The sequence below is a fragment of the Methylocystis parvus genome (assembly GCF_049675845.1).
Classification (GTDB): Bacteria; Pseudomonadota; Alphaproteobacteria; order Rhizobiales; family Beijerinckiaceae; genus Methylocystis; species Methylocystis parvus_A.
This window is the reverse complement of the sequence record NZ_CP187161.1, coordinates 2,320,054-2,332,727: the sequence shown is the minus strand read 5'-3', so window position 1 is coordinate 2,332,727 and position 12,674 is coordinate 2,320,054. Positions and strand designations below refer to the sequence as shown.

Below are 12,674 nucleotides of genomic sequence, written 5' to 3'. Positions count from 1 at the left end.
GCGCGGTCGCGACCCTCACCGCAAGAGCAGGGCCTCGCGGTTGCCGCGATTGCGCAGTGAAGCGATGCTGGTGCGGTCGAGAATGAGTGCGATGGAGTCGCGCACATCCAGCATGATGTCCCTGATCGCACAGGCGTCTTCGTCGGGACAATCAGCGCAGCGTTGATAGGCCGTGCGGCTGGCGCAGGCGATGGGCGCCAGCGGGCCGTCCAGGATGCGAATGATTTGACCGACGGTGATCTTCTCGGCCGGCCGCGCCAGCTGATAGCCGCCGCCTTTGCCTTTGCGGCTGTTGAGGATGCCGGCGTTCCGCAATTCGACGAGGATCGCGTCCAAAAATTTCCTTGGAATGTTGTTGGCGGTCGCGATGTCGCCGGCGAGACATTTCTCCTCCGCCGCGGCGAGATGGATGAGCGCCTTCAGGCCGTATTTGGCTTTGTTCGAGAGCATATTTCTCTGGAGGCGGGAAAAACGCCCGCTTGGGCCTGAGCGAAGCGGGTCTGCCCGGTCAGGCTTTCCAGGCGCTCAAACTAGCTATCATAGGGAGAAAAAGGCGGAAAGCCGCAAGGAGCTTTCCGCGTCTGCTGCGCTCGCGAAGCGCCAAGCTGCCGGAAGACGCGGCATATCAAAGCTAAGCAGTTGAGATCCGATAGCTAAAAACCGCTTTTCATTCCCTACCGAGGGAATATCTTTCCATTGCGGTCTGTGGTTGACGGAGCAGGAGTTCCGAATGGCTGGAATGGCGCGGTCCGGTCGCGTGAGCGGCAATGTCATCTGGCTGGATTCGGGCCGAGACCACAGCATGGACGCGCTGTCATTCTCGTTCAATCTCATCGCCTTCGCAGCGATCCTCTGCGTTGGATGCCTGGCGGCTGACATTCTCTCTGAGGCGATCGTCGCGTGGCTTGGGCGCGATCTCGGTTGGGCCCCGGGCTATGTTTCGGCGACGGCCTTTCTCTAAGGAGCGGGCGTAGGCGGCGCCTTGGGCGCGCGCGCCGCGAGGAGCGCCGTCGGCAAAGAAATTCTTCTGAGCCGCGGGCCAGCCTCCGAAGGTTTTGTCGATCGTGAACAGTTCGATTTTGGCGAAGCGCTTGCGGTCTTCCCTGGCTGCGCGTTCGGGGAAGGCGGGACGATAGCCGTATTTTTCCCGCTGAGCGCCCGGGCCTGATCGGCCGGGTTGCGAAGCCGGCCGCCGGGCATTATGGAGAGCGGGCCGCTTTGGGGCGTCGCCAAGTGGTAAGGCAGCGGATTTTGATTCCGCCATACGGAGGTTCGAATCCTCCCGCCCCAGCCACGCAGTTTCCCGATTCCCGAAACTTTGCCGAAGACCGCCGAAAGGCCCGCATACCGTGGGCTTTTGCGGGCGCGGAAATCAGAGACCGGCCGGTGGCGGCGTCTGGGGCCACTTTTCGGGCCCCGGTCTCCAATTAACGTTTTCCCATTTCCGGAATTACGGCCCCGAGACCGGTTCGAGTGCGTCTGAGACCGGTTCGCAAAAACCTCCGACAGGCTCGCGGACCTGCCGGAATGAAAACGGGGCCGTAGTCGGCCCCTTCCCTCGCAGGCGCTGCCGCGTTTCTTGTTGAACTACCCTCGGCTCAGTCCGAGACGCTGCTCCTGCTCGCCCCATGCAAGCGGCAGGTTGCGCGAGAGAGCCGTGGGGGTGAGGTCGGCTGGAACCTCGCCATCCGCGATGGCGTCGATGACCTTTGGCGACAGAAACGCCAGCGGCATCAAAAGCCGGATGTAGCGCTCGCTGAGCTTCTCCTTTGCGGCGACGACGGCGAAGTCGAACACGGGATCCTTGAGCGCCGCCTCCGTCCAGCGCTTCGCCCTGGCGATCGCGATCAGCAGCGCAGTTCTGCTCGCTTCGGAGAGCTCTCGTTTCGCGCTGGCGCGTGGGCGACGCCCTTGCGCGGGAGTAGCGGCGGCGCGAAGGGGATCAGGAGCGCCTCGATTGCGCCAGACTCGGCGCCGTCTGCAGCGCGGAGCGTCTTGAGCTGGATTGAGATGCTGTCTGGCCCAATGACAGCCCGGCGCAAACGCCGGTCGACGATCTCGCGATCGGATTGGTCCCTCTCGACGGCGCCGTTCACACGCAAGGCGTCGACGATCAGCTTCTCGATCTCCTGCGCCGAGACGCGCGGAACCGACCCGGCGTCAGCCTTCCGCCCCTGTAGCAGGGCGTGGGAGACATAGTAGCGATAGCGGATCCCCTTCTTGCTGGCGTAGGTCGGCGTCATTGGGTTGCCCCGGTCGTCGCAGAGCTTCCCGGCAAGCACGGCGGACGAGGACAAGCGCCTGTTCGATCGCTCGACGGCCTGCTCTTTGAGGCGCTGCTGCACCGCCTCGAACAGCTCGCGATCGAGAATGGCCGCATGCTCGCCCGGGCAGATCTCGCCCCGATAGACGACCTCACCGAGATAGAAGCGGTTTTTCAGGAGATGCGCGAGCGGACCAACGCGATAGCAGGCCGCCTGGATGTCCTGGCCGTTGGCGAGCCGTCTGGGTTTCGGCTTCAGCCCTTCCGCGTTGAGCGCATTGGCGAGCGCGCCGATGGAGCCGAGGTCGAGATAGGTCTTGAAGATCTTTCGAACCAGCGTGGCTTCCTCCGGGACGATCTCCAGCTTCTTGTCGACGCTGCGGTAGCCCAAAGGCACGGGACCGCCAACCCAGAGCCCCTTGCGCTTCGAGGCCGCGATCTTGTCGCGCACCCGCTCGCCGATCACTTCCCGTTCGAACTGGGCGAAGGAGAGGAGCACGTTGAGCGTCAGCCTCCCCATGCTGGACGTCGTGTTGAAGCTCTGCGTCACCGAGAAGAAGGAGACGTCATGGGCATCGAAGAGTTCGACGAGCTTGGCGAAGTCGGCGAGCGACCTTGTGAGCCGGTCTACCTTGTAGACGACGATCACGTCGATCTGCCGCCCCCGCACGCGGTTGAGAAGCTCCCGCAGCGCCGGACGATCAAGCGAGGCGCCGGACAGGCCGCCATCGTCGAAGCGCTCGCGCAGGAGCGTCCAGCCCTCATGGGCCTGGCTCTTGATGTAAGCCTCGCAGGCTTCCCGCTGGGCGTCGAGGCCATAGGCCTGCTCCTGCAGCCGATAGGCGGCGCGGGCGAGGAGGTCTTTTGAAAAGGCTGGAGGCGGATCAGCGCCAAAAAACCTCTCGCCATTGGATGCGCAGCGCGTTGACGGCCATCGCCGCGATAAGCGAGACCCGCGTTTCTAAACTCTCGACCGGTTCGCTGACCCGCTGCGTCTTTCGGCTGGACCGCCGCATGCTCAGGCTCCCCTGGCCGGAAGCGCGCAGCATTGAAAATCAAGGCGTTTGCCGATTGATAGCAACTTTATGACAACAAAAAGCCCGGCATGGCGCAGGGCCAGCCGGGCGAGAACAAAGAGCGTTCTTCTGGTTTCGTTCTAGCGAGGGAAGCCGACCGCTTTCGTTTGAGGGGCGAGGAAATCCATAACCATTTGCGAGCGCTCGTCATGAGCGGCGCGCAGCTCGGCGATCGCCGCGTGAGCGGCCGTGAGCTCGTCGCGCAAATCGGCCTCGCGCTCGATCCATTGCCTTTCGCGCTCGTCGCGGCGCTTGTCCATCTCGTCGCGCTCGCGCATGGCCGCGCGCAGCGCCTCGAGCTCGCTGCGAAGGCCGCGGTTTTGCTCTTGCACCATTTCGGCGACCTGGCGTGCCGCCTTCAAGATAACGTCGGCCTCGATCGCATGCGCCTCGGCGGCCGTTTTCTCGGCGCTAGCTTCCGCGTCGATCAGCGCGGCCGACGCCTCGGCCTCGCTCTTCCTCGCGTCGGCCTCGTTTTTCCGTCGCGCCGTGAGCCAACCGATTCCGCCGGCGGCGATCGCGACCGCAAGCGGCTTGATGATTTCGACGAGCTGCGACGCGAGCTCGCCGGTATTCCCCGGATCCGTTGCTTGCAATGGCATGGCTCCCCAGCCCTAACCGATGCTTAATCCCTGGCTGGGTAAATGCTTCCCAACCGCTTGAATGCTCAACCCATTTAGGCGGCCAGAGACGGCCGGGCGTTGGCGCGCCCGGCCGGCTCGATTATTGCAGCGCCAGCGGCCCGCAGAAGGAAAGGCCAGACGTATCGTTAAAAGTCGTGTTTGTAATATTCACGCTTTGCGCGCCGTTAACAAACAGTTTTATAAAGGCGGTCGACGATGTTACGACAGAAAACGGTGCAGGCTCAGGCGGAGTTATAAGGTTAGAATGCTTTGAGATCGGCAAAACTTGATCGTCTGATGAGCTTGTAAATGGAAGTCCGTTAATAGTCGCCGGTCCCGTCGACGTTCCTTTCGACAAAAGCGTGAAATTGCCGCACACATAAGTCATCTTCAACCCCGTGCGGCGATACCATCCCGACCGGCTCGCATAGGTCATACCGGCAGCCGCGCCGCCGAAACGAAGATCAGGCAACCACGAAACTTTATATTCAGACTGCGTTGCCGTGCCGACGTTATTAAATTCGCCGGCCGTGCCCGCGTCCCAAACGCCACCAGAAACGATTGTCCCAACCGCGCCCGAATTGACGCTTACCGGGTAACGATGCTTCGAACCAGTTATATTGTTATCTTTAACAACTGTATTTAGCGGCGCGTCAAATGAATTGTTACCAATCGAAATCGCATCGATATTCAAGTGAGAATTCATATTCGCGTTTTCAATTGTATTGTCTGCTACTCTTACTCCGATCGACGGCCCGGCTCGGCCCGACCTAACCGTAATCGCATGATTACCCGTCCCTATAATCTTGTTTTGCAAAACGTCGAGACGCGCCCCCTCGCCGGCGCGGATCCCCTGGCCGCCAAAATTCGAAATTGTGTTTCCGGTCGCCTCCGAGTCATTCAACACGCCATACGAAAACGGGCCGGCGCCCGACGCGCAGGGGAGATTATCGCCAGAATAACACAACCCCGTTAGGTCGATCGCCGTCGCAACAGAGGCCGGGAAATCGTGGATCGAGTTTGATAAAACGTGGATATTGTCGCTTGTATTTACCGCGTAGTTTGTTGCGATCGCATTAACGACGACACCATTTTGCGCCTTTGCGGTCGATCCTCCGGCAATATCATTTGCGTAAATCCAGCCATATTTCGAGCCATCCCACGAGCCGATAGCGGTTACTAGCGCGCTCGTGCGGTTATGCGTCACGAAATAACTAGAGCTATTGATAAGAGCGACGCCCGTATAAGTGTTCGAGTCTGCGTTATCTCGGCCCTTTATTGTCAATCCGTCGACAGTTAATCCGCTCGACTTATAGAAGGCGATTACGTGCATTTTCTGAGGCAAAAGCGCAGATGCATCGATCTGGAAATGAGCCAGCGAAATTCCAGAATTGCCGTTTATCCAATCGGCGTTTTCAAACACAGCGCCGCCAAATGTCGGCGCGAGAACGGCCCGATAATTTGACGCCGCGCCGCTCATGGCGCTCGACACCTTGAAAACCGTGCACTCGCCACGCCCATCGATAAAAGCGCTCGAGGCGATCTTTACCGTCGAGGCGATCAAAAACGTCCCGCACGGCGCGGCGATATACACATTTCCGCCCGCGAGCAGGCGATTGATCCCGGCGTCGGAATTTGCGGCGCCGGTCGAGTCGACGCCGACGTCGTCGGTCAGCAGCACGAGGCGGCGCTTGGCGGCCGCGGCGAGGCCGTAAGCCTGGCGCGCAGTAGTTTCCTCGCCGGCCTGCGCGAGCGAAGCGAACACGAAAAGCGCCACGAGGGCGCGCGAAAGCGTCTTGATCATGGGGGAGATCCGATAGTCGCGGGGTTGCTACTGCGCGCCGAATTCGCGTTGCACGCCGTCATAAAAAGCGGCGTCGCTTTCGAGCCGGCGATTCGCCTCGGCCGTCGCGGCGCGCTGCTCAAGGCCGAAAACTTGCAGGCTTTTGCCTTTGCTCGGCTCCGGTTGCGGGACCGGCTTGCCGAAATTCTCAGGGGCGGCGGGAAGCGCCGCGCGGCATGCCTGCGGCGTCCAATGCGCGCACGCGGCGAGCGAAAGCGTCGTCGATACGGCCAGGACAAGCCGGCACGGAAAGAGGCGGGAGAGCGACAGCGGCGGCGGGCGCGACATGGCGGGCGGGATCCTCTCGCTTGAGATCGTCGATAATGGTTTGCTGGCGGCGCGCGGCCGCTTGCGATTGCGCGAGGCGATCCGTCGCCTCGGCGGCGAGCTCGCGCGTCGCGGCTTCCTGGCGCGCCAGCTCCTTTGCGGCGGCGGCCTCGGCCGCCGAGCGGGCGGCCGCCTCGCGCGCAGCGCAGGCCGTCGCCGCCTGATGATGGCCGGCGCCCCAGGCGAGGGCGAGCGCCCCCGCCAGAAGCAAGGCCGGCAGATTGCCGCGGATAAAGCCCACGGCGGCCGAGATGGCCGGCCACATGGCATTAGGCCCCTACAGGCGCGGCAAGCCGCCGCTTGTCGTAAACCGACCACGCGGCGAAGGAGATCGACGAGACGCCAGCGACGAACCATTCGGCGATCTCGCTCGTCACCCAGCCCTTGCCGATCGCATAGGCAACCCACGGCGCGCCGAGATTGCGCACGACATTCGCCCACTTGTCTCGCGTAATCGCGCCATCCGGCGCGCGGTTGGCGACGAGACCCCAAACGAAAGTCGTGAGCGAAACGACGCCCGCGAGAAAATCATTCGCGGCCTCGGCCGGGAAGAAGCCGCGCGCCGCAAGATACATGAGCAGCGGCATGCCGAGATTGCGCACCAGCGCGCCGACGAGATCGGAAGCGATAACCTTATCCATTGATCGAACCTTTCGAGAGAAGCCCGGAAACCGCCGGGCCGGTTTACGCCTCGTCGCGCGAGACGATCCCCGCCGAGCCGAGCCAGATGCGTTGACGGGAAGGGGGAGGGCCGACGCGCCAGCGCGGGCGCCGCGCGGCGAGCAGGCGGGATTTTTCGACGGCGACGATCGACACGGCGTCGCCCTGATTGCCGCCGATCACGTAAAAGACGCCGGGGCCTTCGCCGACATAAAAGCCGACATGGCCCGCCGATCCGCGCGAGAAGACGAGCACGTCGCCGAAAGCCGGCCGCTCGGCCGCAACGCCGAACGCCCGCCAGTTGCGCGCCCAAAGCGGTTGTTTGGGCGTCTGCGCCGCCCAGCCGGCACGCGTCGCGACGAGCGCGGCGAAGAGGCCGCACCATGGGATAGAGTCGGCGCTGTAGCCGATCGGCGCGTCGATCGCGCGCTCGACTTCCGCCGCCCATTTCAAAATAGCGGGGTTGCTTTCGCCGCCCGGCTTTTCCTTCGTGCCGAGCAGGCTTGCGGCGACCTGGATCGTCCGGGGCGCGCCAGGATCGAAGACATGATGATACTTAGCCGGCGTTTGCATGCCGGGCCTCCATTTTGACAGGAATTTTAAGGGGAGCGGCGCGGGCCGCTATTGGCGGATTTCGGCGCCGCCGGCGGCCGTGCCCGAATATTCGAGCCGGCAGGACTCGCCCGACGCGGCGGTCTGGAATTCCCAAATCCCGGCCGTCGTCATGACATACATTTGAAGATTTTCGACGATGAACGGGAGATAGTTATTAGCCCCCGGCAGGCTGCATTTCAGCGTCACGCCGCCGGAGGGAATCGGCGCGCTGAGATAGATGCGCGTCGGCTTGCGCTCTTCCGGCGTGAAGGCCGCCGAAGGCCCTGCGCTCGAAAAGCTGACTGAGAACGTCACGCCCGCGACGGCCGGGAGCGGCGCGAACGCGAGGGCGACGGCGAGGGCGAGTCGTTTCATGTCGCGTCCCTTTCCGGCGAGAGATCAGCCCGCGAGCGCAGCGCGGAGGTCGCGAAGCGTCTGCGCGGCGCCGCGATGCGCCATGAGCTGCGCATGGCACTCGGCCTCGGCCTGCTCATGAAAGGCGAGGCGGCGGTCGATCTCGTCGAGCGGCGAGGGCGGCGCGGCGGCCTTTCCCGTCTCGGCGGCGGCGAGCTCGTCGGCAGGCGCGCGCGCGGCGTCGCCCGCCGGCATGGCGGTCGATTTCTGGATCATGGTCTATCCTTTTGGGGTTGGGTTAGGCCTTCAGAAGCCCATGGCCGCCGGAGCTCGTCGCGACGTGCAGATCGTTGAGCAGGGCGGCGAGGGTTTGCGAGACGGTCGCCAGGCGGTTGGCGATCGTCTGGACTTCGGATTGCGTATAGCTCGCGGAAATGGTCGGGGCCGTATGCGAGGCGAAGGCCGCGCGCGAAAGCGTCCCGCTCGGTGCGCCCCAAGCCGCGCGGGCCGCGCCGACAACCCTATCTTGGCCGACAAAGAGATTGCCTGCGTTATCGACGCCACCCTTGATGGTTTCCGTGAGTGGGTTGGTCCACCAGACGCCATATTGACTCGCGACAAGGCCGAGCGTGCTTTGCCCGGCGATCGTGTCGTCGCGCAGGAAAAAGCCGCGCGCGCCGGTCGTGTCCTGCGTCCACTTGATTTCATGATGCGGCGCGAGCTCGATCGCCACGGCGCTTGTATTGGTCAGCGTCGCCGCGCCGGATCCGCTCGCCGTTGCACTGGTCGAGAGCAGCACCCGGTTAGACGCCAGCACAGCCCGAATGAACGTCCAGACTGCAAAATTCGCATGCGAAACGAACATGCCGGCGACGACGTCGGTCACGTCGGCGAGCGTGGCGATCGGCGAGTCGAGAACGCTCGTCAGGGTTTTTGTCACGGCGCCCGCGCCGTTCGATCCATAGATCGCATCCCGGCCGAAGACGACGCCGCGCATGAACTGGCCGCCCTGGTTGAGCTTGCCGAACGTGACGCCCGCCGAATTGGGGTAAGTGTCGCGGCCAGAAAAACGCGTGTCGGCGCCGCCGTCGAAGCCGAGGCCGATCGTCGCGCCGTTATTGTTGAGCTGAAAAGGGTTGATCGTCGGCGGAAGGCCGTAATAGTTCGGCGTAACGACTTCCGCGCCGATCGCCGAAGCGCCGGCGACGATGGTCGGAACCTCGAGGTAAAGCGCCTGCGCGCCGGATCCCTCGACGGCCGAGTCGGAAATGATGTAGGCGCTAAACGCCGACGCCCATTTCCAGCCGCCGCCGCCATTGCTGTAATCGCTCGACCGGCCGATGACGCCGAGGCCGACGCCGCCATTCGCCATGCCGATGACGCATTGCGCGTCGCGGCCGATGTAATCGGCGCCGTAATTCGCGCCGAAAGTCCAAGTGCCATCCGGCACGCTCGACGTCTCCGGCTTGCCGATCGCCGAGCCGCAGCGCCACTTGTCGCCGAGATTGACCGTGCGAGGATGCGGCGCCGAAAAGTCCGAATAGAAGGTATGCCCCGGCGTCGCCGGGAAATTGAGAAGCGGCGCAAGGGACGAGGCGACGAGCGCCGCCGGCGCGCGGAACACGTCTGCGCCCGTGCTCGGGTCGAAATTCACGATAAAGGAGTCGATCCCGCCGGAGATGGGGAGATCGGGGCCGCGCATGCCGGTCATATGTCGAGCCTTTCGATCAGGGGGCAGTGAAGCCTTGCGCGTTGCAGAAAACAGCGCCCGTGACGCTGGAAAGGATGGCGATTTCAAGCGCGGCGTTGAGCGCCGGCTTTATTGGAATCATGAGGGGAGGACTTTGCAGGCCGAAACCGCCCGTCTGGATTTTGATGCGCCACAGCGTCGCGCCGCCCGTCTCGCGCAAGACGAATTCGGTCGCCGCCGAAAGCGGGTCTGCGCTGATCTGGATTGACTGGATATAGCGGCGCAACGTCGAGCCGGGGGCCGTGATGATCTGCGCCGGCGTGACCCCGGTTAGGCCGCCGGGCGGCGCGGCGAAGCTCCAGAAGCCGCCGAGCGCGTCGCCGCCCGGCTGGGGAGAGACGCAGGGCAGGAACGGCCCCACGCCCGCGCCGCTTTCGTCGAGCTCGCGCATCTGCTTTTGGTTGGCCTGATAATCGAGGATTGTCAGCGTCGCGAAACCCGCCGGCATTAGACTGCTCCCAACATAAGGTATTGCGAATTACGCGCCGCGTTGAAGGCGAGCGCCGGCACATAGCCGTCGAGGATCTCGCCGACGCGCGGCGACCATGCCGGCGCGGTTTCGGCGTCGGTCTCGGTCGAGATTTCGGGCGCATGCGGAATGAGCGTCAAACGCCGCGCGAGATTGTCGGCCGCCTCGACGTCCTTGACGACGCACTCGATCGACTCTTGCCCCAGCGGCCCGAATTGCACGAGATCGCCGATCGCCGGCATGGCGTCGCCGGCGGCGCAAAAGAGAAGATCCGTCGAGATCGTCCCGTCGCCATTCGGCGCGCCGTAGAGCGCGAGCTCACTTTCCGAAAGGACGCGCAGGCGGCGCAGCGTCGAGACGTCTGGCGCATCGTCGCTCGTCGGGAGCGAACGGAAGCGCACGCCATAGGCGACGCCAGCGGCGAGCGTTACAACGCCGTCGATCTGGACATAATCAGGCCCGACATATTTGACGCGGGCCGCGCCCTGCGTTTCGAGCAGAACGTCGTGATTGAGCAAGACGAGATCGCCGCGGCGCGCCGTGACGCCCTCGAAATCCATCATGAGCGACCAGCGCTCGCGGCGGTGGATAAGTTCGCGCATGCGACGGCGCGCCTCGCGGTAAGCCTGCGCCGCATCCGTGACGCCGGGAAAGCTGATGCTTTCGACGCGCGTCGGCGTTCCGACAAAGCCGATCCACGGAACAACGCGCGTCGCCGGCTTGTGCATATTCTCGCGATCGTTGAACTTGACCGCGAAGGCCTCGGGAAAGATCGGATAGTCGATTTCGCCTGAAAAATCCCAACTATTGGCCGGCGTAATGTGTTGCATCACGATCGTCTGCGGCCGGTCGATCACGATGCCCCATTGCTCGCCGTCGAAGCGCGGCGACGCGCGACCGGCGGCGCAAATGTCGCCCCAAACGTCGTATTCCGACGCCTCGTAATCGACGACGCGATCGAAGGAGAGGCCTTTCGCTTCGCAGAACTCGGAAAACTCGGCGAGGCCGACAAGGTCGATCATATCGTCGGGCATGGCATAGCGCGCGCCGGGGCCTTGCATCGCCCAGCGCAGCGCCGCCGCCGGGTTGCGCGTTGCGCGCGACGTCCACGTCTGCGCGCCGGAATCCCAATCGAGCGCGACGCGCTTTACGCGGCAATTGAAATTATCGACGACGCCTGCGAGCTGTTTCGAGGCGCGGATCTTCAACGCGACGAGCGCGAGCGGCTGATCGAAATTGACGGGATATTCGGGGCGGAAAGAGCGGATCGCGGATAGGATCGAAACCGTTACATATTTGTCGGTTTCATTCCAGTTGTTCAAATCGTCATAGTCGATCGACAGCCGCTCGACTTTGATCTCGTAACGCCCGCGCGTCGGGAATTTGAAACGGTTTGTGAAGGTGATCGCCTCGGTTGAATAGCCGTAGCACGTCCAGAGCGGCAAAGCCGTCCACGCGCCCACGCCGTTCAAGCGATAGGAAACGAGGAAATCGACCGACGCAGGGAGCGGGACCGTATGCGGCGGGTTTCCGAATGTGTGATACCACGACAAGCCAGAGGGAAAGCTCATGTCGAGCTGACACTCGGCGGCGTCGCTCGCTGTGAAATGGCGATAGGGGCCGGTTGCGTCGACAACCTGTTTGATCGAAACCGTCTGGCGCTCTTCGAGCACCTGTTTCGGATAGAGATGCGAATAATCGTCGCCGGGGAGACCGAGGAAAACCTCTGTCTGGACTTCCTTGAAATTCTCGATCGGCGTGTCGCCGAGTTTCATTTCTGAAATCTCGACCGGGCCGGGGCCGATCAGGAAAAGCGCGATCACATAATTATTGCCGCCCTCGGCCGTCGTGTAGGGGAGCGCGGCATAGGGCGGCGCAAAGACGACGTCGCCGAAGACGTAAGGAATCACGCCCTCTGGATTTGCGACATTGCGCAGGCCGGTGATCTGGTAAGTCGGCGAGGATTGCGGGCCGCCGCTCGTCGAGGCGTCGCGGCGCAGCGGCACGAGCGAATTGATGAGCAGCGTTCCCGCGAGCAGCGTCGTCGCGGTAATGAGGCCGCCGGCGACGCTCGTCGCGCCGGCGACGCCCGAAAAGCCGAGCGCGCCGACGAGCGGGGACGCCCACACCCCGCCGAGCGCCAGGGCGGCGACGCCGACCGCGATCGAGAGCACGCCGCGCAGCGCGCCGCCATTGCCCGGCGCGACCGTTATCACGATCACGGGCAAGTTATCGTTGCGCGGCGTGAGCCGCACGCGCGGCCAATAGTCGGGCGGGACGATCTCGCCGTCGAGCGCGACGCGGGCGTATCGCGCGCACATCTCTTCCGCCATGCCGGGGAGCGCCATGGCGACGCATTCGGCGACGCTCGCGCCATAGGGCGCGATCATGTCGAGACGCGGGCCGCCCTCGAGATAGGGTTGCGCGACGAGGCGCGCGCCGTCGCGCGTGGCGGGGAGCATGGCGGAAGAGGCTTTGCGCATGTGTTACGCAGTAAGGCCCTTTACAGCCCACATAACCGCCTCTTCGATCTTCGTTTTAGCGATCGAATATTCGCGGCTCTGGCCGAGCGCGTCGATCTTCTCTAGGAAGGCGGCGCCGAGGTCTTTAAGCGCGACCATGGCCGCCTTTTCCTCGTCACTGAGCACGCGATATTGATGGCGCACGCCATTGTTTGCCGTGCGAGCGTCGCTCGCCGAATCCACATTCGACATA

The 12,674-nt window shown here is 63.5% G+C and carries 17 protein-coding genes and 1 tRNA gene; 4 read left to right on the top strand and 14 right to left on the bottom strand.

What is annotated here, in order from left to right:
• Nucleotides 1-15: 15 nt before the first annotated feature.
• Nucleotides 16-450, bottom strand: coding sequence for an RrF2 family transcriptional regulator (locus ACPFMJ_RS12140; RefSeq protein WP_424360275.1), 435 nt, complete (start codon nt 448-450; stop codon nt 16-18).
• A gap of 280 nt (nt 451-730) precedes the next feature.
• Between ACPFMJ_RS12140 and ACPFMJ_RS12135 the strand changes: the two genes are divergently transcribed.
• From ACPFMJ_RS12135 to ACPFMJ_RS12125, 3 genes are all read left to right on the top strand, one after another.
• Nucleotides 731-961, top strand: a complete 231-nt coding sequence (locus ACPFMJ_RS12135; protein WP_424360274.1) for a mechanosensitive ion channel family protein — start codon at nt 731-733, stop codon at nt 959-961.
• A gap of 21 nt (nt 962-982) precedes the next feature.
• On the top strand, nt 983-1,168 hold the full coding sequence (locus tag ACPFMJ_RS12130; RefSeq protein WP_424360273.1) for a hypothetical protein: 186 nt from the start codon (nt 983-985) through the stop codon (nt 1,166-1,168).
• 51 nt (nt 1,169-1,219) lie between these two features.
• Nucleotides 1,220-1,294: transfer RNA gene (locus tag ACPFMJ_RS12125), tRNA-Gln, on the top strand.
• 293 nt (nt 1,295-1,587) lie between these two features.
• Here the strand turns inward: ACPFMJ_RS12125 and ACPFMJ_RS12120 are convergent.
• Nucleotides 1,588-1,797: a hypothetical protein gene (locus tag ACPFMJ_RS12120; RefSeq protein ID WP_424360272.1), complete on the bottom strand. Its 210-nt coding sequence runs from the start codon at nt 1,795-1,797 to the stop codon at nt 1,588-1,590.
• A gap of 50 nt (nt 1,798-1,847) precedes the next feature.
• Nucleotides 1,848-3,044 carry a recombinase family protein gene (locus tag ACPFMJ_RS12115; RefSeq protein WP_424363853.1) on the bottom strand — a complete coding sequence of 399 codons (1,197 nt, stop codon included), beginning with the start codon at nt 3,042-3,044 and terminating at the stop codon, nt 1,848-1,850.
• Nucleotides 3,045-3,127: 83 nt separating this feature from the next.
• Here ACPFMJ_RS12115 and ACPFMJ_RS12110 point away from each other — a divergent pair, with 83 nt between their 5' ends.
• Nucleotides 3,128-3,352 (top strand): hypothetical protein, encoded by a 225-nt coding sequence (locus tag ACPFMJ_RS12110; protein ID WP_424360271.1) that lies wholly within the window; start codon nt 3,128-3,130, stop codon nt 3,350-3,352.
• A gap of 67 nt (nt 3,353-3,419) precedes the next feature.
• On the opposite strand, the gene ACPFMJ_RS12105 is transcribed toward ACPFMJ_RS12110, so the two are convergent.
• From ACPFMJ_RS12105 to ACPFMJ_RS12055, 11 genes are all read right to left on the bottom strand, one after another.
• Nucleotides 3,420-3,941, bottom strand: a complete 522-nt coding sequence (locus ACPFMJ_RS12105) for a hypothetical protein (RefSeq protein WP_424360270.1) — start codon at nt 3,939-3,941, stop codon at nt 3,420-3,422.
• 121 nt (nt 3,942-4,062) lie between these two features.
• Nucleotides 4,063-5,766 (bottom strand): hypothetical protein, encoded by a 1,704-nt coding sequence (locus ACPFMJ_RS12100; RefSeq protein ID WP_424360269.1) that lies wholly within the window; start codon nt 5,764-5,766, stop codon nt 4,063-4,065.
• Between the two features lie 187 nt (nt 5,767-5,953).
• The gene (locus ACPFMJ_RS12095; RefSeq protein WP_424360268.1) at nt 5,954-6,397 is read right to left on the bottom strand and encodes a hypothetical protein; all 444 of its coding nucleotides are present in this window, start codon (nt 6,395-6,397) and stop codon (nt 5,954-5,956) included.
• A 4-nt stretch (nt 6,398-6,401) separates the two neighbouring features.
• Nucleotides 6,402-6,773 (bottom strand): hypothetical protein, encoded by a 372-nt coding sequence (locus tag ACPFMJ_RS12090; protein WP_424360267.1) that lies wholly within the window; start codon nt 6,771-6,773, stop codon nt 6,402-6,404.
• Between the two features lie 43 nt (nt 6,774-6,816).
• Entirely contained in the window at nt 6,817-7,365 is a 549-nt protein-coding gene (locus tag ACPFMJ_RS12085) for a TIGR02594 family protein (protein ID WP_424360266.1), read from the bottom strand.
• A 48-nt stretch (nt 7,366-7,413) separates the two neighbouring features.
• Nucleotides 7,414-7,761: a hypothetical protein gene (locus tag ACPFMJ_RS12080; protein ID WP_424360265.1), complete on the bottom strand. Its 348-nt coding sequence runs from the start codon at nt 7,759-7,761 to the stop codon at nt 7,414-7,416.
• 24 nt (nt 7,762-7,785) lie between these two features.
• Nucleotides 7,786-8,016, bottom strand: coding sequence for a hypothetical protein (locus tag ACPFMJ_RS12075; RefSeq protein ID WP_424360264.1), 231 nt, complete (start codon nt 8,014-8,016; stop codon nt 7,786-7,788).
• A gap of 22 nt (nt 8,017-8,038) precedes the next feature.
• On the bottom strand, nt 8,039-9,451 hold the full coding sequence (locus ACPFMJ_RS12070) for a hypothetical protein (RefSeq protein ID WP_424360263.1): 1,413 nt from the start codon (nt 9,449-9,451) through the stop codon (nt 8,039-8,041).
• A 16-nt stretch (nt 9,452-9,467) separates the two neighbouring features.
• Nucleotides 9,468-9,938, bottom strand: coding sequence for a hypothetical protein (locus tag ACPFMJ_RS12065; protein WP_424360262.1), 471 nt, complete (start codon nt 9,936-9,938; stop codon nt 9,468-9,470).
• Nucleotides 9,938-12,442 (bottom strand): TipJ family phage tail tip protein, encoded by a 2,505-nt coding sequence (gpJ, locus tag ACPFMJ_RS12060; RefSeq protein WP_424360261.1) that lies wholly within the window; start codon nt 12,440-12,442, stop codon nt 9,938-9,940. Before gpJ ends, ACPFMJ_RS12065 begins: the two co-directional genes overlap by 1 nt.
• Before the next feature lie 3 nt (nt 12,443-12,445).
• Nucleotides 12,446-12,673 carry a DUF7681 family protein gene (locus tag ACPFMJ_RS12055; protein ID WP_424360260.1) on the bottom strand — a complete coding sequence of 76 codons (228 nt, stop codon included), beginning with the start codon at nt 12,671-12,673 and terminating at the stop codon, nt 12,446-12,448.
• Nucleotide 12,674 lies beyond the last annotated feature (1 nt).

What these genes read in the sequence shown, in the direction of transcription:
- ACPFMJ_RS12055 (WP_424360260.1), bottom strand. Translation starts at nt 12,673, where the DNA reads ATGTCGAATGTGGATTCGGCGAGCGACGCTCGCACGGCAAACAATGGC.
- ACPFMJ_RS12085 (WP_424360266.1), bottom strand. Translation starts at nt 7,365, where the DNA reads ATGCAAACGCCGGCTAAGTATCATCATGTCTTCGATCCTGGCGCGCCC.
- ACPFMJ_RS12140 (WP_424360275.1), bottom strand. Translation starts at nt 450, where the DNA reads ATGCTCTCGAACAAAGCCAAATACGGCCTGAAGGCGCTCATCCATCTC.
- ACPFMJ_RS12095 (WP_424360268.1), bottom strand. Translation starts at nt 6,397, where the DNA reads ATGTGGCCGGCCATCTCGGCCGCCGTGGGCTTTATCCGCGGCAATCTG.
- ACPFMJ_RS12105 (WP_424360270.1), bottom strand. Translation starts at nt 3,941, where the DNA reads ATGCCATTGCAAGCAACGGATCCGGGGAATACCGGCGAGCTCGCGTCG.
- ACPFMJ_RS12065 (WP_424360262.1), bottom strand. Translation starts at nt 9,938, where the DNA reads ATGCCGGCGGGTTTCGCGACGCTGACAATCCTCGATTATCAGGCCAAC.
- ACPFMJ_RS12075 (WP_424360264.1), bottom strand. Translation starts at nt 8,016, where the DNA reads ATGATCCAGAAATCGACCGCCATGCCGGCGGGCGACGCCGCGCGCGCG.
- ACPFMJ_RS12070 (WP_424360263.1), bottom strand. Translation starts at nt 9,451, where the DNA reads ATGACCGGCATGCGCGGCCCCGATCTCCCCATCTCCGGCGGGATCGAC.
- ACPFMJ_RS12135 (WP_424360274.1), top strand. Translation starts at nt 731, where the DNA reads ATGGCTGGAATGGCGCGGTCCGGTCGCGTGAGCGGCAATGTCATCTGG.
- ACPFMJ_RS12080 (WP_424360265.1), bottom strand. Translation starts at nt 7,761, where the DNA reads ATGAAACGACTCGCCCTCGCCGTCGCCCTCGCGTTCGCGCCGCTCCCG.
- gpJ (WP_424360261.1), bottom strand. Translation starts at nt 12,442, where the DNA reads ATGCGCAAAGCCTCTTCCGCCATGCTCCCCGCCACGCGCGACGGCGCG.
- ACPFMJ_RS12100 (WP_424360269.1), bottom strand. Translation starts at nt 5,766, where the DNA reads ATGATCAAGACGCTTTCGCGCGCCCTCGTGGCGCTTTTCGTGTTCGCT.
- ACPFMJ_RS12090 (WP_424360267.1), bottom strand. Translation starts at nt 6,773, where the DNA reads ATGGATAAGGTTATCGCTTCCGATCTCGTCGGCGCGCTGGTGCGCAAT.